This is a genomic window from Kitasatospora sp. NPDC093806 (assembly GCF_040683335.1).
Taxonomy (GTDB): Bacteria; Actinomycetota; Actinomycetes; order Streptomycetales; family Streptomycetaceae; genus Kitasatospora.
On record NZ_JBFBDO010000081.1, the window covers coordinates 1 to 24,409 of the forward strand.

The 24,409-nt window shown below is 76.5% G+C and carries 12 protein-coding genes and 1 pseudogene; 10 read left to right on the plus strand and 3 right to left on the minus strand.

Translation table 11 applies throughout. The annotated features are described in order from the left end of the window. The 6 genes and pseudogenes from AB0N76_RS28945 to mppR all read left to right on the plus strand — a co-directional run. Positions 1-619 (plus strand): annotated as a pseudogene (locus AB0N76_RS28945) (penicillin-binding protein); the annotation flags it as partial. A gap of 14 nt (positions 620-633) precedes the next feature. Beyond that, complete coding sequence (locus AB0N76_RS28950; RefSeq protein ID WP_363562003.1) at positions 634-1,968, plus strand: MFS transporter; 1,335 nt, start codon at positions 634-636, stop codon at positions 1,966-1,968. A gap of 126 nt (positions 1,969-2,094) precedes the next feature. After that, positions 2,095-3,123: a guanitoxin biosynthesis L-enduracididine beta-hydroxylase GntD gene (gntD, locus tag AB0N76_RS28955; RefSeq protein WP_363562005.1), complete on the plus strand. Its 1,029-nt coding sequence runs from the start codon at positions 2,095-2,097 to the stop codon at positions 3,121-3,123. Between the two features lie 53 nt (positions 3,124-3,176). Then, positions 3,177-4,307 (plus strand): enduracididine biosynthesis enzyme MppP, encoded by a 1,131-nt coding sequence (gene mppP / locus AB0N76_RS28960; RefSeq protein ID WP_363562007.1) that lies wholly within the window; start codon positions 3,177-3,179, stop codon positions 4,305-4,307. Next, positions 4,304-5,545, plus strand: coding sequence for an aminotransferase class I/II-fold pyridoxal phosphate-dependent enzyme (locus tag AB0N76_RS28965; RefSeq protein ID WP_363562009.1), 1,242 nt, complete (start codon positions 4,304-4,306; stop codon positions 5,543-5,545). The genes mppP and AB0N76_RS28965 overlap by 4 nt, the downstream gene beginning before the upstream one ends. Positions 5,546-5,589: 44 nt before the next feature. Further along, on the plus strand, positions 5,590-6,438 hold the full coding sequence (gene mppR / locus AB0N76_RS28970; RefSeq protein WP_363562011.1) for an enduracididine biosynthesis enzyme MppR: 849 nt from the start codon (positions 5,590-5,592) through the stop codon (positions 6,436-6,438). Positions 6,439-6,459: 21 nt separating this feature from the next. Here mppR and AB0N76_RS28975 read toward each other — a convergent pair whose 3' ends face one another. The 3 genes from AB0N76_RS28975 to AB0N76_RS28985 form a co-directional block, all read right to left on the minus strand. Beyond that, positions 6,460-6,840, minus strand: coding sequence for a hypothetical protein (locus AB0N76_RS28975; protein ID WP_363562013.1), 381 nt, complete (start codon positions 6,838-6,840; stop codon positions 6,460-6,462). Between the two features lie 130 nt (positions 6,841-6,970). Next, positions 6,971-9,838, minus strand: a complete 2,868-nt coding sequence (locus tag AB0N76_RS28980; protein ID WP_363562015.1) for a BTAD domain-containing putative transcriptional regulator — start codon at positions 9,836-9,838, stop codon at positions 6,971-6,973. Positions 9,839-10,316: 478 nt separating this feature from the next. Further along, a complete protein-coding gene (locus AB0N76_RS28985; protein WP_363562017.1) occupies positions 10,317-11,261 on the minus strand; it encodes a DUF5937 family protein in 945 nt (314 codons plus the stop codon). Positions 11,262-11,338: 77 nt separating this feature from the next. Between AB0N76_RS28985 and AB0N76_RS28990 the strand changes: the two genes are divergently transcribed. The 4 genes from AB0N76_RS28990 to AB0N76_RS29005 all read left to right on the plus strand — a co-directional run bounded on the left by AB0N76_RS28990 (position 11,339) and on the right by AB0N76_RS29005 (position 24,407). After that, on the plus strand, positions 11,339-12,619 hold the full coding sequence (locus AB0N76_RS28990; RefSeq protein ID WP_363562019.1) for an MFS transporter: 1,281 nt from the start codon (positions 11,339-11,341) through the stop codon (positions 12,617-12,619). A 254-nt stretch (positions 12,620-12,873) separates the two neighbouring features. Continuing rightward, positions 12,874-17,976, plus strand: coding sequence for an amino acid adenylation domain-containing protein (locus tag AB0N76_RS28995; protein WP_363562021.1), 5,103 nt, complete (start codon positions 12,874-12,876; stop codon positions 17,974-17,976). Then, a complete protein-coding gene (locus AB0N76_RS29000) occupies positions 17,973-23,681 on the plus strand; it encodes an amino acid adenylation domain-containing protein (protein ID WP_363562023.1) in 5,709 nt (1,902 codons plus the stop codon). The genes AB0N76_RS28995 and AB0N76_RS29000 overlap by 4 nt, the downstream gene beginning before the upstream one ends. A gap of 12 nt (positions 23,682-23,693) precedes the next feature. Continuing rightward, positions 23,694-24,407 (plus strand): phosphatase PAP2 family protein, encoded by a 714-nt coding sequence (locus AB0N76_RS29005; protein ID WP_363562025.1) that lies wholly within the window; start codon positions 23,694-23,696, stop codon positions 24,405-24,407. Positions 24,408-24,409 lie beyond the last annotated feature (2 nt).

Consider the following 24,409-nt stretch of genomic DNA (forward strand, 5'->3'; position numbering starts at 1 on the left):
GCCCGAGGCGGTCGCCGAGATGTGCCGTGACCAGCTCGCCCCGTCCGGCGCGGGACCGTACGGCCTGGCCGACGGCTGGGGTCTGGGCTGGGCGCGCTACGGCGACGGCGGCGACGGCCCGGTGTTCCTCGGCCACGACGGCACCGGCGACGGCACCTCCTGCCATCTGCGGTTCGACCCGGTCGGCGGCACGGTGGTCGCGCTCACCGGCAAGGCCGACACCGGCCAGGCCCTGTGGACCGACCTGCTCGACCGGCTGCGCGAGTCCGGCCTCCCGGTGGCGGACCACCCGAGCACCGGGGCGGCGGGCCTCGGCCCCACCGTCCCCGGACCGGCGGACTGCGTAGGCCGGTACACCAACGGCGAGCTGGAGTACGCCGTCACCCGCGACGCGGACGGCGGGCTCCGGCTCGGCCTCGGCTCGGCGGCGCCGCACGCGTCGGCGCCGCTCTACACCCTGGAGTGCGACGCCGGGTTGCGCTTCGTCCTGCGCGAACGGGCCACCGGCCCGCTCGGCCACCGCGGCAGGTTCCTCCGCGACCACGACGGCCGGGTCTCGCACCTCCAGCTCTCCGGCCGGCTGGCCCGCCGCGCACAGGAAGACCCGCGAACGCCATGACCCCAGTGACCCCAGTGACCACGGAGACTTCGGAGACCCGGCCGGCGCCGTCCCCACCCCCGGCGCCGCTCGCCCGCAACCGCGACTACAACATCCTCTGGACCAGTCGGCTCTGCTCCGAACTCGGCTTCGAGCTGGCCCTGGTGGGAATCCCCCTGCTGATCCTGGCCCAGGGCGGCTCGCCGCTCCAGATGGGCGCCGCGAGCTCGCTGCTCGCGGCGGTCCGGATGGCGGCGACCCTGCCGGCCGGGGTGATCGCCGACCGGTGGAACCGCCGCCGGGTGATGATCTGCTGCGAAGGCGTACGGGCGGTGGCGACCGGCGCGCTGGCGCTCTCGCTGGCCCTCGGGCACTACGCCTTCTGGCAGTTGGTCGTGCTCGTGGTGGTGGAGGGCGCGTTCGGCGCGGTCTTCGGGCCCGCGGAGCACGCCGCGCTGCCCCAGGTGGTCGCGGCGGAGCAACTGCCGTCCGCACTGGCCCGCAACGCTGCCCGCCCCTTCCTCGCCACCCTGCTCGGCCCGGTGGCCGCGGGCCTGCTCTTCACGGTGCACCCGACCGGGCCGTTCACCACCACGGCGGTGATGCTCGCGCTCTCCTTCGCCACCCTGCTGGCCCTGCGGCTGCCGCCGCGGCCCGCCGCCCGACCGGCCGCTGGCCCGGCCACCGGCGCGGCCGCCGACGCGGACGGAACCGGCGAGGCGGACCCGGACGGGACCGGCGGGGCCCGGGCGGCGCTCGCCGGGTTCCGCCGGGTGCTCCGCGGCCGGGTGATCCGGGCCAGCCTGCTCTGGATGGCCGCCGTCAACCTGCTCTTCAACGCCCTGCTGGTGGTGATCCTGGCCCGCTCCGGCGAGGACCGGATCGGCCCCGGCCAGATCGGTCTGATGATGGCCTGCCTCGGCGCCGGAGGCCTGTTGGGCGCGGTCCTCGCGCCCCGGCTGTACGCGGCGCTGCCGCCGCGGGTCCTGGTGCTCGGCTTCGCCCCGGTCGCCGCCGCGGCCACCGGACTGATGGTGCTGGTGCCCGCGGGGATCCCGCTGGGCCTGCTGCTCGGGGTCGCGGCGTTCCTCGCCCCGGCCGCGAACACGGCCGTGCTGACGTACCAGCTCGCCGTCGTCCCGGACGAGCTGCGGGGCCGGCTGAGCGCTGCGGCGGCGTTCTGCTCGGGCGCCGCCGGTGCCCTCGGCCCGCTGCTCGGCGGACTGCTGACGGCCCGGCACGGCGGCACCGCGACCGGCGTGCTGGCCTGCGCCGCCGGCCTGGGCCTGGTGGCCGTGGCCGGCCTGTGCAGCCCCGCGCTGCGCTCCCTCCGGCCGACGCCCACGCCTGTCGACCCTGCCGAGGGCTGACCGCGGCCCACGCCCGTGCCAATTTCGCTCCTCGTTCAAGATCGTCGCGGTCCCGGCCGGAGATCGACGAGGCTTCCCAACACCCCGACGCTTCCCAACGCCCCGACCCGGAAGGAGAACCCGAGCATGCACGTCATCGCGCTCGACGACGACGAGGTCGCCGCGATCCTCGGGACCGCCGACGAACTGGCCCGCCGTCACGACACCGTGGAGTCGGCCGAGTTCCAGCGGGAGAGCCGCACCCTCGCCCAGGAGCTGCCCCGCCGACTCCGCGCCGAGCTGAACGACTTCCGCCTCACCGAGCCCTGCGGCGCCCTGGTGGTCACCGGCCTCCCGGTCGACGACGCGGACCTCGGCCCCACTCCGCTGGAGCGCCGCCGCCCGGCGGTGCCCGCCCCCTCGCTCCGCCAGGACCTGGCGTTCTTCCTGATCGGCAGCGTGCTCGGGGACCCGATCGGCTGGGCCACCCAGCAGGACGGGCTGATCATGCACGACGTCTACCCCGTCGAGGAGTACCGCGACGACCAGATCGGCTACGGCAGCGAGCAGCAGCTGAGCTGGCACACCGAGGACGCCTTCCACCCGCTGCGCACCGACTACCTGGGCCTGATGTGCCTGCGCAACCCCGACCTGACCGAGACCACCGTCGCCGACATCGCCGACGTCCGGCTCGACCGGGAGCTGCGCGAGGCGCTCGCCCGGCCGCGGTTCCGGATCCTGCCCGACGACGCGCACCGCGGTCCGGCCGACGGCGCGGAGCAGGGCGGCGACGACCGGGTGACGCGGCTGCGCCGGCAGGCCGCCCGGCGGGTGACCGAGGCGCTGGGACGCCCCGAGCCGCAGTCCGTGCTCTTCGGCGACCCGGACGACCCGTACCTGGTGATCGACCCCTACTACATGCAGGGCGTGCACGAGGCCGCCGAGCAGGCCGTGCTGACCGAGGCGACCGCCGCCATCGACGCCGCGCTGACCGACCTCGTGCTGCGCCCCGGCGACCTCTGCTTCCTGGACAACTACCGCGTGGTGCACGGCCGTCGGCCGTTCCGCGCCCGCTACGACGGCACCGACCGCTGGCTGCGTCGGCTGAACATCGCGCGCGACCTGCGCAGGTCGCGGGAGTGCCGGCGCAGCGCCGCCGACCGGGTCATCTACTGACGACCCCCGCCCCTCACCCCACCACCACCCCTCCGAGAGACAAGAAGACACCCGTGACCGCGACCAACGAGACCATCGAGAACCTCACCCAGTGGGAGTACCTCGCCCTCAACAGCGAGCTGAACGTCGCCGACGGCCACGCCCGCCAGGCCCTGACCGACGGCCAGACGAAGATCGTGGACCAGCTGCCGCAGCTCTTCGCCGAGGGCGAGCAGCGCCCGGTCGAGCTGATCGAACGCGAGGCCCACCAGGCCTACTTCACCCTGCTCGGCCAGCACGGCTACCCGACCGCGCCCGGCCGGGTGCTGAGCTGCTACTCCTCCTCGGTCGCGATGGAGATCCTCTCCCGGGCGCTGGCCGGCTCGGTGGACACCGTGGCCCTCGTCCACCCGACCTTCGACAACATCGCGGACCTGCTGCGCGGCAACGGCCTCAGGCTGGTGCCGGTCGAGGAGGAGCCGCTGCACCACGAGGACCTCCCCGACAGCCTGCTGACGGAGGTCGGCTGCGTCTTCGTCACCACCCCCAACAACCCGACCGGCACGGTGCTGGCCGAGGAGCGGCTGCGCCGGATCGCCGAACAGTGCGCCGAGCACGACGTGGTGCTGGCCCTGGACACGTCCTTCCGCGGCTTCGACCCCCGCGCCCACTACGACCACTACGCGGTGCTGGAGGCCAGCGGCTGCCGCTGGGTGGTGATCGAGGACACCGGAAAGCTCTGGCCGACCCTCGACCTCAAGGCCGGTCTGCTGGTCTTCTCGGAGCGCGTCGGCCTGCCGGTCGAGAAGATCTACTCCGACATCCTGCTCGGCGTCTCCCCGCTGATCCTCGCGCTGATCCGGGAGTTCTCGCTGGACGCGGCCGCCGGCGGGCTGGCCGACCTGCACGAGTTCATCGCCGGGAACCGCGCCCTGGTCCGCGCCAAGCTCGCCGGACTGCCCGGGGTGGAGTGCCCCGACCCGGACAGCCGCAGCAGCGTGGAGCGGGTCCGGTTCTCCGAGCGGATCGGCGTCGAGGTGTGGAACGAGCTCCAGCGGCACAACGTCTACGCCCTGCCCTGCGAGAAGTTCCACTGGGACGACCCGACCGAGGGCCAGCACATGATCCGGATCGCGCTGGCCCGCTCGGCCGGCCCGCTGGCCGCCTCGGTCGACGTGCTGCGCTCGGTGCTGGAGGCCAGGTGACCCCTGCCGGTGTCGCTGCCGCTGCCGCGTCGGCGGCGTCCGGCCCGGAGCCGCACACCCGGCACTGGCACCGCGGCGTGGTCCAGGAGGTAGCCCCGCCCGGCCGGCTGGACCTCGGGCCCGGCTACCTCGAACCCGCGCTGCTGCCGGTGGCGGAGCTGCACCGGGCCGGTGCCCGGGCGCTGGCCGAGTACGGGGCGGCGGCGCTGAGCTACGGCGAGGACCAGGGCGCGCTCCCGCTCCGCGAGCCGCTGGCCGAGCGGGCGGCGCGCCTGGACGGGGTGCCGTGCGGACCCGAGCACGTCCTGCTCACCGCCGGCACCTCCCAGGCGCTGCAGCTGATCGCCACCGTGCTGGCCCGCCCCGGTGACGTCGTACTGCTGGACGAGCAGAGCTACGACCTGGCCCAACTGCTCTTCACCGACTGCGGCCTCGCCCTGCACCGCCTGGCGGCCGACGGCCTGGGCACCAGCGCGGTCGCGCTGGACAAGGCCGTGGCCGGGCTGCGGCGGGCGGGGCGGCGGCCGGCCTTCCTCTACCTGACGCCCACCCACCAGAACCCGACCGGCCGGACCGTGCCGCTCAGCCGCCGCGAGGAACTGCTCGCGGTGGCCGCCGCCCACCGGCTGCCGGTGGTGGAGGACGACGCCTACGCGGAGCTCACCCTGGACGGCCCCCCGCCCCCGCCGTCGATGGCGGCCCTGGCCGGCTACCGGGGGGTGCTGCGGCTGCGCACCTTCTCCAAGACGCTGGCCCCCGGCCTGCGCCTCGGCTGGCTGCTCGGCGACCCCGAACTGGTCGAACGGCTGGTCTCGCACGGGCTGTTCGTCAGCGGCGGCGCCGTCAACCACACCACCTCGCTCACCGTGGCGACACTGCTGCGGGACGGCGGCTTCGACCGCCGGCTGGCGGAACTGCGGGCCGGGCTCCGGCTGCGCCGGGACGCGCTCGCCGAGGCGCTCGGGATCGCCGGCTCCCGCCGCGGCGAGCGGCCTTGGCGCTGCCGGGTGCCCGGCGGCGGCTACTTCCTCTGGCTGTCGTTCCCGCACGGGCCGTCCGACCACCGGATCGCCGCCCTGGCGGACGCCGCCGGCGTGCGGATCGCCCGGGGCTCGCGCTTCGGCCCCACCGGGGCCCCCTCGGTGCGGCTGGCCTTCTCGTTCAACCCGCCGGACCGGCTGGCCGAGGCCGGCGAACGGCTGGCCACCGGCTGGCTCTCCCTGACCCGTTCCCGATGACCCGTTCCCGATGACCCGTTCCCGATGAGAACCGGAGTACGACCATGACCACGACCTCGACCACGACCGATCCACGGACCACCGGGCCGGTCGGCTACAGCCTTCCGCTGTCGCCGTCCGGCCACTCCTCGATGCTCACCCCGCCGCCGTGGCACTTCACCGGCGAGGTGGTGATGGTGGAGTACCGGGTGGACCCGGACGCGGCGGCGGCCTTCCTGCCCCCGGGCCTCAGCCCCGGCGCCGACCCGGGGGCCGCGGCCGCCGTCTTCGCGGAGTGGCAGTGGTGCTCGGCCAACGGCGCGGAACTGGCCGACCCGGGGCGCAGCCAGTTCGCCGAGTTCCTGATCCTGCTGTCCTGCGAGTTCGAGGGCCGCCCGATGGCCCGCTCCCCGTTCGCCTGGGTGGACCACCCGGTGCCGATGGTCCGCGGCTGGGTGCAGGGCATGCCCAAGCAGCTCGGCGTGGTGCACCAGAGCCGCGCCACGACGGTCGGCGGGCACGGCCCCCGGCTCGCCGAGGGCGGCACCTTCGCCGGCGCGCTCTCGGTCGACGGGCACCGGGCGGCGGAGGCCTCCGTGACGCTCACCGGGCAGGTGGAGGGCCCGCCGCTGCTGCACGACGTCCCGCTGGCGCACACGCTGGCCTTCCCGGACTGGGCCGGCACCGGTGAGACGCGCGGCCACCTGGTGGCCTCCGAGGTGACCGGCGTCGAGTTCTCGCCGATCTGGACCGGCGACGCGTCGCTGCGCCTCTTCGACGGGCCGGGCGCCGACTTCGCCGCGCTGGCGCCGCTGGAGGTCGGCCGGGGCTACGTCTTCTCCTACGCGGAGACGCTGGTCGGCGGGAAGCTCCTGCGGCCCGGTGCCGGGAGCCCCTCGCCGACCAGCCCTTGACCGGTTCGTCGGCCGCTCCGGTCAGCCCTTGAGGTCGGTGGCGTTGCCGTTGCGCAGCACGGTGACGCCACGCGGCACCTCGACCCGGAACCTGACGTCGCAGTCGGCGAAGCCGGTGCAGCCGGCCGCCAGGTCCAGCCGTTCGCCGTCCAGCTTCTGCTCCACGTGCCTGCTGCCGAGCGAGTGCCCCTCGTCGAACCAGAGGGTGACCAGGACGTCCTTGCGGTCGCTCGCCACCAGGTCGGTCGGGACACGGGAATTGACGTCCAGCTTCTTGCCCTCGAAGGCGAACGCCTGGGTCGAGGGCTCCACGGAGCCGGCGTCCGCGCATCCGGCCACCGCCGTCAGGCCGACGGCGGCCAGTGCGAGCAGGGCCTTGGTGGTGAGCGTGCGCGAGTTCAACGGGATCTCCTGGGGAGGGGTTCGGTACCCACGGTTCGGTACCCGGGAGAGCCTTCCGGATCCGCGCGCCGGCCACATCTGCCGTTCGGCAGATATCGGCGGATTTCCTCCTACGGCCTCCTACGGCCTCCTACGGCCGCGGCGGCCGGGACGGCGGGGTGAAGCCGAGGGAGGTCAGCAGGCGGACCGTGCCGGTGCGGTAGTGGGCGGGGAGTTCGTCGAAGAGGGCGGCGGACTCCGCCCAGGAGCGCCGGGCGTCGCTCGTCCGGCCGAGCGCCTGCTGGGCGGCGGCCAGGCCGGCCAGCGAGCCGGCGCGTTGGTCGAGGTACCCGGTGATGGTCCGGCCGACGGCCAGCGAGCGTTCGAAGTGGCCCAGCGCCTCGTCCGGTCGGCCGGTGGCGTAGCGGGCCGTGCCGAGGACGTTCTGCAGGCTGCACTCCAGGATGCTGCCGCGCAGGCCGAGCTCCGGCGCGAGCAGCCGTTCGGCCAGGGCGCGCGCCTCCTCGGTCCGGCCGAGCAGCAGCTGGGTGCCGGCCAGGCTGGCCTCGCACAGCCGGACCGTCCACTGGTCGGCGTCCGGGCCGTCGGCGGTCAGCAGCCGCAGGGCGTCCTCGAAGTGCGCGGCCGCCGCGGCGGGGTCCGCGCAGTGGAACCGGCAGGCCCCCAGGTTGGCCAGCACCTGCGCCTCGACCGCCCGGTCGCCGACCGCGCGGACCAGGCCGAGGGCCCGCTCGTAGTGCTGCCGGGCCTGCCGCAGGTCGCCCGCGGCGCTCCAGGCGTGCCCCTGGTCGTTCAGGCTGCGGCCGACGGCGAGCGGGTCGCCGAGCCGGCGGGCGGCGGTCACCGCGGCCCGGCCGAGGGCCAGGCGTTCCGCGTTCGGCCCGGTCCGGTGCAGGTAGCCCCAGAGCAGCGCGGGCAGTTTCCAGGCGACCTCGTCGTCCCGGTGCTCGACGGCGTGGGCGGCGGTGGCCAGCAGGTTGGCCCGCTGCTCGTCGCACCAGCGCAGCGCCCGGGCGGGATCGGTGAACGCCGCGACGGGCACGCTCCGGGGCGGTGGCGCCAGCGCGACCCGGGGCCGTCCGGGGGTGAGCGTCCGGGCGGCCGCGGAGGCCTGGTGGAGGCACCAGGCGTACCAGCGTTCCAGGGCGAGCTGGCGGGACCGGCCGCTCTCCTCCTCCCGGCCCCGCTCGGCGGCGAACAGGCGGAGCAGGTCGTGGAAGCGGTAGGTGTCGGCGGAGTGCTCGGTGAGCAGGTGGACGTCGGCCAGCCGGCGCAGCAGTCGCGCGCAGCTCTCCCGGTCCAAGCCGCCGACCACCTCGGCGACCGGCGCCGACAGGTCGACGGCGGGGCTCGCCGCGAGCAGCCGCAGCAGGCGCCGGGCGGGTTCGTCGAGCGCGCGGTAGGAGGACGAGAAGACCGTGCGCAGGCAGGCGGACGGGTCCTCGTCGTCCCCGCTGAGGACGTCGAGCCGGTTGTCGGCCAGCTCGGCGGCGAAGTCGGTGAGGTCGTGGTGCGGGCGGTCGCGCAGCCGGGCGGCGGCGAGCGCGACGGCCAACGGGAGGTGGCCGCAGGCGTCGAGCAGCCGGGCGACGGCCCGCTCCCGGGCCTCGACGCGCTCGGCCCCGAGCACCCGGCCGACCAGCGCGCGTCCCTCGGCCGGGCTGAACTCCGCCAGCCCGATCCGGTGGGCGCCCTCCCGGACGACGAGGCCGGTGAGCCGTTCACGGCTGGTCACCAGGACGGCGCAGCCGCCGGTGCCGGGCAGCAGCGGGCGGATCTGCTCGGCGTCGAGGGCGTTGTCCAGGACGATCAGGACCCGTCTTCCGGCGAGCGTGGACCGGTAGAGCGCGGCCGTCTCGTCCAGCCGGGTGGGGACGTTCTCGGCGGGCACGCCCAGCGCGCGCAGGAAGGAGCCGAGGACGGCGTGCGGGCGCTGGGGGCCGGTGGCCGACCAGCCGTGCAGGTCGGTGAAGAGCTGGCCGTCGGGGAAGTGCTGCCGGGCGCGGTGGGCCCAGCACAGCGCGAGGGCCGACTTCCCGGCCCCGGGCGCGCCGGTGATCAGGGCGATGGCGGTGGGGGCGATGGCGGCGTCGGTCGCGTCCGGGGCACCGTCGCCGGAGCCGATCAGCCGGCGGTCGATGGCGCCGAGCTGCTCCTCCCGTCCGACGAAGGCGCTCGACCCCCACGGGAGTTGGGCGGGCGGCGGGAGCGGCCGCGCCGGCCCGGCCGGGCTCGGCGGCGCCCCGGGCTCGCTGCGCGCGCCGGGGTCCAGCAGCTCCTGCTGGAGGGCGCGCAGCCCGGGCGCCGGGTCCAGGCCCAACTCCCGGGCGAGGTGGGCGGCGTAGCGGCGGTAGGCGGCCAGGCCCTCGGCCCGGCGTCCGCTCCGGAGCAAGGCCGTCAGCAGGTGTCGCACCAGGCCGTCGCGCAGCGGCGAGTCCCCGACCAGGCCGATGAGTTCCGGGATGATCCGGTCGTGCCGGCCGGCCGCCAGCTCCACCTCGAACAGCCGCTCCAGGGCGACCATCCGCTGCTCCTCCAGGCCCGCGGCGACGGTGGCCAGGGCCCGGCCCGGCAGCCCGTCCAGCGCCGGGCCGCGCCACAGCTCCAGCGCCTCGCGCAGCCGCTCCGCCTCGCCCGCACCCGCCCGCCCGGCGGCGTCGACCCCGGCGGCGAACTCCCGGGCGTCGATCCGCAGGCCGTCCGGATCGAGCAGGTAGCCGGGCCCGTCGGTGCGGATCGGCGACCCCGGGCCGGGGCCCGGGCCCGGGCTCGGTGAGAGCGCCCGGCGCAGCAGCCCGACCATGTTCCGGACCTGACGGGCGGCGGTGGCGGGCGGCGACTCGTCCCACACCGCGTCGACCAGCCTGGGCACCGACACGGTCCGCCCGGCGTGCGCCACCAGCATGGCCAGCAGCGTCCGTTGCAGCCGGCCCCCGACGGCGAGCGGCCCGGAGTCCCGGACCCGCACCTCCAGCGCCCCCAGGATCCTGAACTCCACCCCACGACCTCCGACGGCTCGCCCCGCGCTGTGCGTCGTCCCGCGACCACCACCCACGACGGCCCCGGACGGTCATCCTCACCCGAACGAGTCACCCTGTCCACAGCGCCGCAGCGCCGGCGCCGACGAGGAGCGCGGACGCCCCTCGTCCGGGCCGCCGCGGTGGCGGGAGGCGCCTCGCGGATCAGCCCAACTCCGCCCCACGCCCGTCCCCTTCGGCCGTGGTCTGCCCCGGGGCACGCACCTCGCCGCGTTGTCGTCGGCCCCCGACGGCCCCCAGCCTCCGGCCGGCAGGTGCCCCCACGGCATGGGCGCTCCGCAAGCGCTCAGCCGGAGGTGCCCCGTCCCCCGCCTTGGGCCGCGCGTACCCGGACGCGAACCGCGTGACAGGCCGCCCCGCCCCCGCCGCCGGGGGCGCCCCCATCCTCCCGCCGCTTTTCGCTGCACGCACCCAGGCGCTGGATCCACGACACGCGCGCTACGTCCGACTGAGGAGGGAGGTGCCCAGGTCGGTTGCGGTGTAGTGGACTTCGCGGCGGTGGCGGTGGGCGGTGACCAGGCCGGCGTCGCGGAGGACGGTGAGGTGCTGGGAGACGGCGCCCAGGCTGAGGCCGGTGCGGGTGGCGAGGCGGGTGGTGGTGGTCGGGGAGGCGGTGCAGGCGAGCAGGCGGGCGCGGCTGCGGCCGAGGAGGCGGGCGAGTGCGTCGTCGGTGTTCTCCCGGCTTTCCCAGAGCAGGCCGAGCGCGCGGGCCGGGTAGATCAGGGCGGGCGGGGTTCCGGGCCGGCCGGGCAGCAGGTGGCAACGGTCGGCGAAGGCGCTCGGGGTGAGGGTGAGTCCGGTGCCGTCGAGGGCGGGGCCGGCCGTCGGCAGGTCGGGGGAGCGCAGGCGGCTCTCGGTCCAGTGCAGGGTGGGGTGGAGCGAGGACAGCACCTCGTGGATGCCGTCCTCGGCGAGCAGGCGCGTCCGGTGGGCGATGTCGGCCTCCAGGGCGGCGCGGAGCCGCGGCCAGTGCGGCCGGACCGCGGCCTGCCACCAGGTGTGCAGGGCCTCGGCCAGTTCGGGCAGCACGCGCTCCGGGTCCTCGGCCAGCCGCTGCTCGACGGGGGTCGGGCCGGGCCGCGGCAGGTCCGCGAGAACGTCCCGGACGTGTTCGGCCGGGGTGGCCAGCAGGGCGGACAGCTCCTCCTCGACCTCGGCCAGCGGGCAGCGCGGAGCGGGCGTCAACCGGCCCGCCACCCGGTCGAACCGGGCGGCGGGCACGGCGTCCTGGCGCAGCGCCGAGGCCTGGCGGAGCCAGGGGAGGTGCACCACGTGCCGGCCGGGATCGGCGACGGCGCGCACGGCGGCCACGGTCTCCCAGAGCGGAGAGATCGCGAACCTGAGATTGCCCAGGTCCTGCGCCCCGAACCGTAGCTCGCCCATGGTCATCCCCCTGTCGACGTTTTCGCCCAGACTAAAACACTGGTCGCGCGGGGAGCGCGCTCGGAAAGCTGGCCGGCATGACTCCTCCTCCCTCCGGCCCGCTCCGCCATGCCGATTTCCGGCGGTTCTGGGCCGCCGACACCGTCAGCCAGGCGGGCTCGGCCGTCACCCTGGTCGCGCTGCCCCTGGTGGCGGTCGGCACGCTGGACGCCACGCCCTTCGAGGCGGGACTGCTGGTCGCCTGCGAGTACCTGGCCTTTCTGCTGATCGGACTGCCCGCGGGCGCCTGGGTGGACCGGGTGCGGCAGCGGCCGGTGATGATCGCCGGGGACGCCGTCCGCGCCGTGCTGCTGCTCTCCGTCCCGGTCTCCTCCTGGTCCGGGGCGCTGGCCCTCCCCCAGCTGTACGCGGTGGCCTTCGGCATGTCCGTCTGCACCGCGTTCTTCGATGTGGCACACGGCAGTTACCTGCCGCACCTGGTGGCGGACGGGCAACTGGTGGCGGCCAACGTCCGGATCGAGGCGAGCCGGAGCGCCGTCCAGGTCGGCGGTCCGGGCGTGGGCGGGGCGCTGGTCGCGGCGTTGACCGCGCCGGTGGCGCTGGCGGTGGACGCAGTCAGCTTCGGCCTCTCGGCGCTGCTGCTGGGCCGGATCCGGCGGGCCCCGGCCCGGCCGGTGGTCCGGACGGGGGCCCGGACCGGGGTCGACCTGCGGACGGAGATCGCGGAGGGGCTGCGCTTCGTCCTCGGCGACCGGCTGCTGCGGGCGGTCACGCTCACCGCGGCCGTCTCCAACCTGTGCGGCACGATCGGCGCCTCGATGCTGCTGGTCCTGCTGGCGGGGGAGCTGCACCTGTCGCCGTTCCTGTGCGGCCTGGTGTTCGCCGCGGAGGCCGCCGGCGGCCTGGTCGGCAGCCTGCTGACGGTGCGGCTGACCGCCCGGCTCGGCCAGGGGCCGGCGATGTGCGCGGCGGTCGCGGGCAGCGCCGTGCTCTGGCTGCTCGCGGTGCCGCTGTTCCGGGCCGACGGGTGGTTCGCGGTGGCGGTGCTGTTGCAGGCGGCGGGCTGGGTGGTCTTCATGACCTTCAAGATCACCTCGGTCGCCTTCCGGCAGCGGCTGTGCCCGAAGCCGTTGCTGGGCCGGATGACGGCGACGGTGCGGTTCGTGGTCTGGGGGGTGATGCCGGGCGGTGCCCTGATCGGCGGGGTGCTGGGGCAGACCCTCGGCGTCCGGCAGGCGCTCTGGGCCGGTGCGTTGGGCGAGCTGCTGGCCGTGCTGCCGCTGCTGTGCTCGCCGCTGCGCCGGATGCGCCGACTGCCGGACGCGCCGGCCGAACTCGCGCACGTCGGGCGCCGGTAGCGGGGGGTCCACGGTGAGGCCGTGGGCAGGTCCTTTTCCGGACCATTACAAACCCTGGACCTCGGTGGAGATCGCGAAGTACGGTGGGCCGCGCCGCTGGGAGCCCGCCCTGAAGGCCTTGGAGTCGATCTTCGAAGGCCACTCCGCCATGCGCGGCGACGACAGTTGACCGACCGTCAAAAGCAGGTTACGCCACAACTTGGCAGACCCGGATCCGGTGTCATGGCAAGTTCATCAAGGGGGGTTCGACAGTGATGTCGACGAGCGCGTTCGGGATGGACCCGGTGCACCGGGCCATCCGGGAACAGGCGGGGCGGACCCCGGACGACATCGCCGTGGTGGCGGGGTCGGTCCGGACCACGTACGCCGAACTCGACCGCCGGGCCGCTGCGGTGGCCCGCGAGCTGCGCCGTCGGGGCGTCGGGCGGGGTTCGCTGGTCGGCGTCTGCCTGGACCGGGACGAGTGGCTGGTACCGGCGCTGCTGGGGGTCTGGCAGGCCGGCGCGGCCTATGTGCCGCTGGATCCCGCCTACCCGGCGGACCGCCTGGAGTTCATCGCCGCCGACGCCGGGATCGCCCAGCTGGTCACCTCGGCGGCCGTCCTCGAACGGCGCGGCGACGCGCTCGGCGCCCTCCGGGCCACCGGCGTCGCGCCGCTGCTCGTGGGGACGGTGACGGTGGGTGAGGGCGACCACGACGATGCAATATCCGCCGAGCCGACGGACGCAGCGTACGTGATGTACACCTCCGGCTCGACCGGCCGGCCCAAGGGCGTGGTGGTCGAGCACCGCAACGTGGCGGCCCTGCTGAGCTGGGAGGCGGGCGTCTACGCGGCCGACGAGCTGCGCGGGATGCTGGCCGCGACCTCGGTCTGCTTCGACCCGTCGGTGACCCAGCTGTTCCTGCCGCTGCTCCGCGGCGGGACGGTGATCCTCGCCGAGAACCTGCTCGCCCTGCCCACCCTTCCCGCGCGGGACCAGGTCACCATGGTCTACGGCACCCCGTCCGCCCTGGCCGCGCTGCTGCGCGAGCCGCTGCCGCCGGGCGTGCGCACCGTCCGCGCGGGCGGCGAGGCGCTCACCCGGGCCCTGGCGGACCGGATCCACGCCAACACCGACGTCCGCCGGGTCGTCCAGAGCTACGGCCCGACCGAGTGCACCGTCAGCTGCGTGACGTACGAGGTGCCCGGGGCCGGACGGGAGGAACCGCCGATCGGCTCGCCGTACGCGGGGAGCGGGCTCTCGGTCCGCGACGGCGCCGGGAACCCGCTCGCCGACGGCGAGGTCGGCGAGCTCTGGGTGTCCGGCCCGCTGGTCGCCCGGGGATACCTGGGCCGGCCGGAGCTGACCGCCGAACGGTTCGTCACCGACCCGGCCGGCGTCCGGCACTACCGGACCGGCGACCTGGTCCGGCGGACGGAGGGCCGCCACCACTTCGCCGGGCGGATCGACGACCAGGTGAAAGTCCGCGGTTTCCGGGTCGAACCCGGCGAGGTCCAGGCGACCCTCGCGCGGCACCCGGCCGTCCGGCACGCCGTGGCGCTGACGCCGGCCGACCCGGACGGCACCCGGCGGCTGACGGCCTACGCGGAGACGGCCGACCCGGCGCTCACCGAGTCGCGGCTGCGGGCCTGGCTCCGGGACCTGCTGCCGGAGCACCTGGTGCCCTCGCGGATCGCGGTCCTCGACCGGCTGCCCGTCGGGCCGACCGGCAAGGCCGACCGGGCCGTGCTCGCCGCGCTGGAGTTCGGGCGCGCGGACGACACGGACTACACCGCCCCGCGCACCGGCACCGAGCGGCGGATCGCGGAGCTCATGGCCGGGGTGCTCGGGCTGGCCGAGGTCGGCGTCCACGACGAGTTCGGGGCGCTCGGCGGCCACTCCCTGGCGGCCGCCCGGATCTGCGCCGTCCTGGGTCGCGAGTTCGGCAGACCCGTCCCGCTGACCGCCTTCCTCGCCGCGCCCACCGTCGCCGGACTCGCCGCGCTGCTGCCGGATGGGGTGGATGGGGCGGACGGACGGTCGGGTGGCGTCCCGGTGTCCGCGCCGGTCCGGCACACCGGCCGGAACCGCTACCCGCTGACCTCCGCGCAGCAGGGGATGTGGCTGCTGCGCCAGGTCGGCTCCGCCGAGCGCGCCACCACCGTCGCCTTCCGGCTGCGCCTGCGCGGACTGCCGGGGACGGAGCGGCTGCGGGCCGCGCTGGACGCGGTGGTCGAGCGGCACGAGGTGCTGCGCAGCGTCGTGCGGGACGGAGCCATGGCGGACGCCGCCGCCCCGGGCGCCGACGAGGGGCCGGTGACGCTGGTCCGCCCGCCGGCCCCGGTGCCGTTCGAGGAGCACGACCTGAGGGGTGCGCCCGAGGCGGAACGGGCGGGCCGGGCCGCCGAACTGACCCGCGCCGCCGCGGCCCACGCCTTCGACCTCGCCACCGAGACCCCGCTGCTCCGGGCCACCCTGCTCCGGCTCGACGAGGACACCGCCGAACTGGTCCTGGTGACCGACCACGTCGCCTTCGACGGCTGGTCGATCGGCCTGCTGATGACGGAGCTGGCCGCCGGTCTGGGGGAGGGGCAGGGCGCCACGCCGCCGCCCGTCGAGGTCGGCGACCTCGCGCTGTACGAGCGCGCACTGGCCGCCGGCTCCGACCGGGCCGAGGCGCTCCGCGCCTTCTGGGCCCGCGAACTGGCCGACGCCGTCCCGCCGCTGGACCTCTTCCGAGCCCGGTCCGGGGGGCCCAGCGGGTCCGTCGAGTCCGCCCCGCCCGCCGAGCCCACCCGGCCCGCCGTTCCCGCCCGACCCACCAAGCCGTCCGGCGAACGGCTCGTCCGCCCCCTCGACGCCGCGACGGCCGCCGCGCTGGACGGGCTCGCCGCCGACTGCGGGGCCACCCCCTTCGCGACCTTCCTTACCGCGCTCGGGGTCCTGGTCGCCGGCTGCACCGGCCGCACCGAGGTCCTGCTGGGCGCCGCCGTCGCGCACCGGGCCGAGCCCGAACTGGAGACGGTCATCGGGCCGCTGGTCGGTGTCCTGCCGGTCCGGCTGCGGCTGGCGGAGGGGCTGTCCTTCCGCAACGCCGTCCGCCGCGCCGCCGGCGCGACCGCCCGCGCTCTGGACCACCCGGGGCTCACCGTGCAGGAGGCCTTCCGGGCGGCCGGGATCGAACACCCACGGGGATCCCTGGGCACCCCCGTCGTGCTCTCCTTCCAGCCCTCCGGCCTCCCGGTGGCCGTGGAGCAGGACGGCGTCCGGCTGGAGTTGCTCGGTGAGGCCACCGGGGGCGGGACGCAGGCGGCGCTGACCGTGTTCGTCAACGACACGGTGCACGGGCCCGAGCTCCAACTCGCCTACGAAGCCGACCGGTTCGGCCCGGCCGAGGCCGCGGCCTTCGCCGACCGGCTGCTGCGCGTGCTGCACGCCGCGGCGGCCGACCCGGACCGTCCGCTGTCGGCCGTCGAGCTGGTGAGCGCGGAGGAGCGGGCCGCGCTGCTCGCCGCCGGCACCGGGGTCCCGCTGCCGGACGACGGCCCGCGGACGGTGGTGGCGGCCGTGCTCGACCACGCGGCCCGGCGGCCGGACGCGGTGGCCGTCACCGACCCGGCCGGCGAACTCGGCTACGCGGAACTGGCCGACCGGTCCCGCCGGGTGGCCGCCGCCCTGCGCGCGGCGCGACCGGCCGTGCACGCGCCCGGGGCGGGATTCACCGTGGGGGTCTGCCTCCCGCGCGACCGGTACCTGCCCGCGGCCCTGCTCGGCGTGCTGCGCGCCGGCGCGGCCTACCTCCCGCTGGAGCCGGACCAGCCCGCCGAGCGGCTGCGCGCCCAGCTTGCCGACTCCGGGGCGGGCGTCGTCCTCGCCGCCGCCGGGACGCGCGGGCTCGCCGCCGAGCTGGCCGGGCCGCTGGGCGTCGCCGTCCTCGACGTGGACGGCCCGGACGATCCGGACGGCCCGGCCGACCCCGGACCGGTGAGCCTGCCCGAGCCGGCCCCTGAGGACCTCGCCTACCTCCTCTACACCTCCGGTTCGACCGGCCGCCCCAAGGGTGTGGAGGTCACCCACGCGAACCTGGCGGCCTTCGTGGCCGCGATGCGACTCACCCCGGGCGTCCGGCCCGACGACGTGCTGCCGGGCCTCACCTCGCCGGCCTTCGACGTGTTCGGGTTCGAACTCTGGGTCGCCCTGGCCTGCGGGCTCCGGCTGGCGATGCCGGAGCGCGGGGCCACGGTGGACGGGTACGCCGTCGCGCGGTTCCTGGACGGGGCGGGGGTGACCCTGATGACCGCGACGCCGACCACACTCCGGATGCTGGTCGCGGCCGGGTGGTCGGGACCGCGGGTCCGCGTGGTCAGCATCGGCGAGCCGCTGGACCCGGAGCTGGCCCGCGAACTCCTCACCCGCACCGGCGAGTTGTGGAACGCCTACGGGCCCACCGAGAGCACGGTCTACTCCACCATGGCGCGGGTGACGGCGCCGGTCGGCGACTCGGTGCCGATCGGCCGACCGCTGGCGGGGGAGCGGGCCTATGTGCTGGACGCCATGGGCCGGCTGGTGCCCCCGGGCGTCGTCGGCGAGCTGTGGATCGGCGGCGCGGGCGTCGCCCGGGGCTACCGGGAGCGGCCCGAGGCGACCGCGGCGGCGTTCACCGCGGACCCGCTCGCACCGGGCTCCAGCCGCTACCGGACCGGTGACCTGGCCCGGTGGCTACCGGACCACACCCTCGACTTCCTGGGCCGCCGCGACCAGCAGGTGAAGCTGCGCGGCCACCGGATCGAACTCGGCGAGATCGAGACCGCCCTGCGCGCGGAGCCGGCGGTCAGGGACGCGGCCGTCGTGGTCCTCGGCGACGGCGCCGACGCCCACCTGGTCGGCTACCTCGCGGTGGCGGCCCAAGCGGCGACCACCCTCGGCACACCCGCGCTGGAGGAGCGCCTGCGCGCCCGCCTCCCGGAGCACCTGGTGCCCCGGCGGTGGGTGGTGCTGGACGCGCTGCCCCTGACGGTCTCGGGCAAGGTGAACCGGGGCGCCCTCCCGGCACCCGGCGGCGGGACCGGCCGGGAGCGGATCGCCCCGCGCACCGACGCCGAACTGCTGGCGGCCGAGGTGTGGGAGGCGGTGCTCGGCGTCGCCGGGGTCGGCGCCCACGACGACTTCTTTGCGCTCGGCGGGCACTCGCTGGCGGCCACCCGGGTCGCCGGACGGCTGACGGCGGCGCTGGACCTCCCATTGCCGGTGCGGCTGCTGTTCGAACGGCCGGTGCTGGCCGACTTCGCGGCCGGGCTGGAGGCCCTGCTGCTGGCCGACCTCGCCGAGGCCGAGACCTCCGCGACCGCCACCGCCCCCGCCGGAGGTGCGGCATGACCGAGCTGTCCACGGCCCCGTCCACCGAACCGTCGACCGGGCAGCGACGCGACCCCCAGCTCGCCAACGCCCTGCGCGCCCGGCTCACCTCGGCCCGCCGCACCGCTGCCCGCAGCACCCCGGCCATCCCCGCCCGGCCCGACCCGAGCGCCCCGGCCCCGCTGTCCGCCGCCCAGGCCCGGCTCCTGTTCCTCACCCAGCTGGACCCGGAGAGCACCGCCTACACCATCCCGGTCGCCCTGCACCTGCACGGACCGCTGGACCGGCCCGCGCTGCTGGGCGCGGTGCGGGACCTCGCCGAACGGCACCAGGTCCTGCGCAGCCTGATCGTCGAGCCGGCCGGGGAGTCGGACGCGGAGCCGGACGCCGAGCCGACGGCGGTGCCGGGCCCGGCGGACGCGGTGCCGCTGGCCGAGGTCGACCTGACCGGGCCGGACGGCCGGGAGTCGCTGGACCGCCGACTGCGCGAGGACCTGCGCCGGCCGTTCGACCTGGCGGTGGAACCGCCGCTGCGGGCGGCCCTGTTCCGGCTCGGCGCCGAGGAGCACGTCCTGGCCCTGGCCGTCCACCACATCGCCTTCGACGCCTGGTCGAGGACGGTCGCGGTGGCCGAGCTGGCGGCGCTCTACGCGGCGCGGCTCGGACTGGCCGAGCCCCCCGCCCCGCCGTCGGTCCAGTACCCGGACTACGCCGACTGGCTGGCCCGGCGGCCGGACGAGGGCGGCCGCGCCGAGGCCGACCTCGACTGGTGGGTCCGGACGCTCTCCGGCCTGGACCCGGTGCTCGACCTGCCCACCGACCGCCCGCGCCCGCCGATCCCGGCCGGGACCGGCGCCGAGCTGCCGGTGGTCCTGCCGGCCGCCCTGACCGCCGAGGTGCGGGCGCGGGCCGCCGAGCTCGGCTGCACGCCGTTCATGGTGCTGCTCGCGGTCTGGCAGGAGCTGCTGGCCCGGCTGTCGGGCGTGGACGACGTGCCGGTCGGCGTGCCCGAGGCCGGCCGGCGGCACCCCGACACCGAGCGCACGATCGGCTTCTTCATCAACACGCTCACCATGCGGACCGACCTGTCGGGCGCGCCGACCGGCCGGGAACTGCTGCGCCGGGTGCGGGACGTGGCGCTGGAGGCCTTCGCCCGGACCGAGGTCCCGTTCGAGCGGATCGTGGACCGGCTGCGCCCGGCCCGCGACCTCGCCGCCACGCCGCTCTTCCAGGTCCTCCTCAATGTGATCGACACCCCGGCGGCGGCGCCCCGCTTCCCGGGACTGACGGCGCGGGTCTTCGCACCGCCGGCGACCACCGCGAAGTTCGACCTGAACCTGGCGTTCGCGGCCACCACCGCCGACAGCACCGACGGCACCGGCGACACCTACCAGGGCTCGCTGATCTACCGCACCGACCTCTTCGACCCGGCCACCGCGCGGCGGATCACCGCGTGGTACCCGGCCCTGCTGGCCGGCGTGCTGTCCGACCTCGACCGCCCGGTGCGCGAGGTGCCCCTGGAGCCGGTGGACGGACCGCTGCGGTCCGGGCCGCGCCGGACCTTCGACCTGGCGCAGCCGCTGCACCGGCTGGTCGAGCGCCACGCCGCCGAACGGCCCGAGGCGACGGCGGTGGTCGGCCCCGACGGCGAACTGACCTACGGAGAGCTGGAGTCGCGGGCGAACCGGCTCGCCCACCGGCTGCTCGCCGCCGGGGTCGGATCGCAAGAGCCGGTCGGCGTCCTGGCCGACCGCCGGACGCCGCTGGTGGTCGCCCTGCTCGCCACCCTCAAGGCCGGCGCGGTCTACCTGCCGCTCGACCCCGCCTACCCGGACGACCGGCTGGCCGACCTCCTGGCGACGGCGGGCGCCCGATTCGTGCTCACCGAGCGGGAGTTCGCGGACCGGCTCCCGGCGGGCGGCGCGGACGGCGGGACGCACGGCGTCGTGGAGCCGCTACTCCTCGACGCTCCGGACCCCGCACCGGAAAGCCCCGACACGGCCCCGGAGGTGACCGTCGATCCGGCCGGTCCGGCCTACCTGATCTTCACCTCGGGCTCCACCGGCCGCCCCAAGGGCGTCACCGTCGAGCACCGGCAGATCGTGCACTACCTGCACGCGGTGGCGGAGCGGCTGACCGACCCCGGCGTCGCGGGGGGCTCCTTCGCCCTGGTGTCGACCCACGCGGCGGACCTCGGCCTGACCAACGTGTTCGGCGCGCTGGCCTTCGGCGGCACGCTGCACCTGGTGGACCGCGAGGTGGCGACCGACCCGGAGGCGTACGGGCGGTACCTGGCCGCGCACCCGGTCGACGCGGTCAAGATGGTGCCGAGCCACCTCGAACTGCTCGCCGCCCACGGGGACCTCGGCCGCGTGCTGCCCCGCCGGCTGCTGATCCTCGCGGGCGAGGCCTGCCCCTGGGACCTGGTGGACCGGATCCGGGCCGCCCGGCCCGGGCTGGCCGTCCAGGTGCACTACGGCCCCACCGAGACCACGGTGTCCGTGCTCGGCTGCGCCGTGGACGAGGTCCCGGCGGACCGGCGGACGGGCACGGTGCCGATCGGCCGGCCACTGGCCGACGTGGACTGCCACGTGGCCGACGCCGGGGGCCGGCCGCTGCCCGCCGGGGTGCCCGGCGAGCTGTGGATCGGCGGGCCGAGCGTGGCGCGCGGTTACTTCGGCCGCCCCGACCTGACCGACGAGCGCTTCGTCCCGGACCCGGTGACCGGCACCGGGCGGTGCTACCGCTCCGGGGACCGGGTCCGGCTGACCGAGGACGGCCTGTTCGAGTTCCTCGGCCGGATCGACGACCAGGTCAAGATCCGCGGCTTCCGGGTGGAACCGGGCGAGGTGGCCGCCGCGCTGCGCGACCTGCCGGAGATCGGCGAGGCGGTGGTCCTGCCGGTCGGTGAGGCGCACGCCCGCCGGCTCGCCGCCTGGGTGACCGCGGCAGGCGCCGAGTCCACCGTCGACGTCGCCCGGGTGCGCACGGCCCTGCGCGGGCGGCTGCCCGACTACCTGGTGCCCTCGGCGATCGTCGTCCTCCCCGTCCTGCCGCTCACCCCCAACGGCAAGGTGGACCGCGCCGCCCTGCCCGCCCCCGAGCCGGCCGCGGCCGGCGAGCGGATCGCCCCGAGCACGCCGACCGAGCTGCGCGTCGCGCAGGCCTGGGCGCAGGTCCTCGAACCGGGCGCGGCCGACGGCATCGGCGTCGACGACGACTTCTTCGCCCTCGGCGGGGACTCCTTCCGGGCGGTGCGCGCCGTCCGGGCGATCGACCCGGCGCTCCGGGTGATCGACCTGTTCACCCGGCCCACCGTCCGCGAGTTGGCCGCGTTCCTCGACGCGGCCGGGGCCGACGGGCCCGACGGCGGGCGCGGACTGCTGCACCGGCTGGCCGGCCCCCCGCCCGGCCGGGTGCCGACCGTCACCGTGGTCTGCGTCCCCTACGGCGGCGGCTCCGCGGCCTCCTACGGCCCGCTCGCCGGCGAACTCGCCGCCGCCGTCCCCGGCGCGGCCGTGCTGGCCGTGGAACTGCCGGGCCACGACCCGGCCCGGCCGGACGAGCCGCTGCTCCCGCTGACCGCGCTGGTCGACCGGGTGGTCGCCGAACTCACCGACCCGGCCCACCCGGTCACCGGTCCGGTGGCGGTGTACGGGCACTGCGTCGGCTCCGCCGCGGCCACCGCGCTCGCTCTCCGGCTGGAGGCCGAGGGCGTCCCGGTGACCGGCCTGGTGATCGGCGGGAGCTTCCCCGGCGCGCGGCTGCCGGGCCGCTTCTCGACCTGGCTGCGCCGCCGGTTCCCGGCCACCCGCTGGACCTCCGACCGGGCCTACCGGGAGTTCCTGCGCACCATCGGCGGCCTGGAGGAGGAGGGGGCGGAGGACGGCGCGGCCGTCGAGGCGGCGCAGCGGACCGTGCTGCGCGGGCTGCGGCACGACGTGGACCAGGCGCAGGGCTGGTTCACCGACGAGCTGACCAGGCAGGACCCCCGGCGGCTGCGGGCCCCGGTGCTCTGCGTGATCGGCGAGCGCGACCGCTCCACCGAGCTCTACCAGGAGCGGTTCACCGAGTGGGGGGCCTTCGCCGACCGGGTCGAGCTGGCCACCGTCCCCCGCGCGGGCCACTACTTCCTCAAGCACCAGGCCGGCCGGCTCGCCGCGCTGATCGGCGAGCGGCTCGGCGCCTGGGCCGACGGACGGCTGCCCGAGCCGCTCGCCGAGGTCACCGTCACCGGCCGGCGGGCGCGGCGCGACCTCCGGGACTTCTACCTGGTCGCCGCCGGCCAGACGGTCTCGCTGATCGGCAGCGCGCTGACCTCGTTCGCGCTCGGCGTCTGGGCCTACCAGCGCAGCGGGCGGATCCTCGACTACGCGCTGGTCAGCATGCTCGCCATGCTCCCGGCGATCGTCGCGGCGCCGCTGGGCGGCGCGGTGGCGGACCGGATCGACCGCCGCCGGGTCATGCTCGGCTGCGACGCCGTCTCGGCGGCCGCCACGGTCTCGCTGGCGGCAGCGCTGTGGACCGGCGGCCCGGCGCTGTGGCAGGTCGGCCTGACCGTGGGCGTGATGTCGCTGGTGACCGCGTTCCGGCGGCCGGCCTATCTGGCGGCCGTCGCCCAACTCGTCCCCAAGCCCTACCTGGTGCAGGCCAACGGCCTGGCCAACCTCGGGGCCGGCCTGGGGACGCTGATCGCCCCGCTGGCAGGCGGCGCGCTGATCGGGCTGGTCGGCCTGCCCTGGGTGGTGGCCGTGGACGTGGCCTCGTTCCTCGTCGGCCTGGCCGCGCTGCTCCTGGTGCGCTTCCCGGACCGGCTGTTCCGCCGGCAGGAGGAGTCCTTCGGCCGGGCGATCGTCGGCGGCTGGCGGTTCCTGGTCCGGCGGCGCCCGCTGCTGGTCATGATCGTCTTCTTCATGGTGGAGAACTACCTGGGCACCCTCGCCGTCACGCTGACCGTCCCGAGCCTGCTCTCCTTCACCGGCACCACGGCGGTCGGCGTGGTCACCGCGGTCGGCGGCGCGGGAGCCGTGGCGGGCAGCCTGATCGTGGCGCTCTGGGGCGGCACGGCCCGCCGGACGACCGGCATGGTCGGGTTCGTGAGCGGCGTCGGCCTCGGCGTCGTGCTGGTCGGCCTGCGCCCGTCGGTGCCGCTGGCGGCCGTGGGCGCGCTGGTCTGGTGGGCGTCCATGAGCATCCTCAACGCGCACTGGCTGGCCATCATCCAGCTCAAGGTCGGCCCGGAGCTCCAGGGCCGGGTGCTCGCCACCAACCAGATGCTCGCCGTCGCGATGACCCCGCTGGCCTTCCTCACCGCCCCGCCGCTCGCCGGGGCCTTCGCGGGCCTGCTGGACGAGGGCGGGGCGCTGGCGGACACGGTGGGCCGGGTGCTCGGCACCGGGCCCGGCCGCGGCACCGGCCTGCTGCTCGTCACCTGCGGGCTGCTGCTGGTCGCCTGGGGCGCCCTGGGCCTGCGCCACCGGCCGCTGCGGTACCTGGAGGACGAACTGCCGGACGCCGTCGCCGGCGCGGAGATCGCCGAGGACCTCGACGCCCTGCAGGCCGCGGCCGACCGGGCGCTGTCCGACGGGGCCGGGCCCGACGGAGGTGGAGCGGACGGGCCCGGGCCCGACGGAGGTGGAGCGGACGGGCCCGGGCCCGACGGAGGTGGAGCGGACGGGCCCGGGACCGATCTCCGGGAACGCCTGCCGGCCCCGGTGGGCCGCTGACATACTCGGCCCATGCCTCAGAAGGTGGAGCCCGAGGCGCCGGCCCGCCACCCCGGCCGGCCGGCGCCCGCGCGGCTGCTCCCGGCACCGCGCGGGGGCCTCGGGCTGATCGCGGCCCTCGCCGCCGCGGTGGTCCTCGCGCTCGGGATCCGGTACGCCGGCGTGGGCGCCCCGGGGTCGGTGGACGCACGGGTCGGCGAGGCGCTGGACGGTCCGGGGCCGCTCTGGTGGGACCTCGCGTCGGTGCTGGACGCCCTGGGGGAGCCGGTGGGGGCGACGGTGCTGGTCGCGGCCGTCCTGACCGGCTGCCTGCTGCTCCGGCGGCCGCGCGCGGCGGTGTTCACGGTCGTCGCCGTCGGCCTCGCGGTGGGGCTGACGACGGTGCTCAAACACGTGGTGGGACGCACCATCCACGGCGGCTACCTGTCCTACCCGAGCGGGCACACCGCCTTCGCCACCGCGCTCGCCCTCGTGGTGACGCTGCTCGCGACCCACCGCCGGGGCCGGGACGGGCCGGGGCCCGGTCCCGGCAGGACGGCCGGCCTGCTGCTCCTGCTCGCCGCGGCGCTGGTCGCCGGCGCCGCGATGGGCTGGGCGCAGGTCGTGATGGGCGCGCACTACCCGACCGACACCCTCGGCGGCTTCTGCACCGCGCTGGCGGTGGTGCCGGCGACCGGGTGGCTGGTCGACCGGACGGCGGACGCCGCCCGGCGAGAACGTCGCTGATG

Coding starts and splice junctions, on each gene's coding strand:
- AB0N76_RS28985 (WP_363562017.1), bottom strand. CDS start 11,261: ATGGGCGAGCTACGGTTCGGGGCGCAGGACCTGGGCAATCTCAGGTTC.
- AB0N76_RS29005 (WP_363562025.1), top strand. CDS start 23,694: ATGCCTCAGAAGGTGGAGCCCGAGGCGCCGGCCCGCCACCCCGGCCGG.
- AB0N76_RS28990 (WP_363562019.1), top strand. CDS start 11,339: ATGACTCCTCCTCCCTCCGGCCCGCTCCGCCATGCCGATTTCCGGCGG.
- gntD (WP_363562005.1), top strand. CDS start 2,095: ATGCACGTCATCGCGCTCGACGACGACGAGGTCGCCGCGATCCTCGGG.
- mppR (WP_363562011.1), top strand. CDS start 5,590: ATGACCACGACCTCGACCACGACCGATCCACGGACCACCGGGCCGGTC.
- AB0N76_RS29000 (WP_363562023.1), top strand. CDS start 17,973: ATGACCGAGCTGTCCACGGCCCCGTCCACCGAACCGTCGACCGGGCAG.
- AB0N76_RS28995 (WP_363562021.1), top strand. CDS start 12,874: ATGTCGACGAGCGCGTTCGGGATGGACCCGGTGCACCGGGCCATCCGG.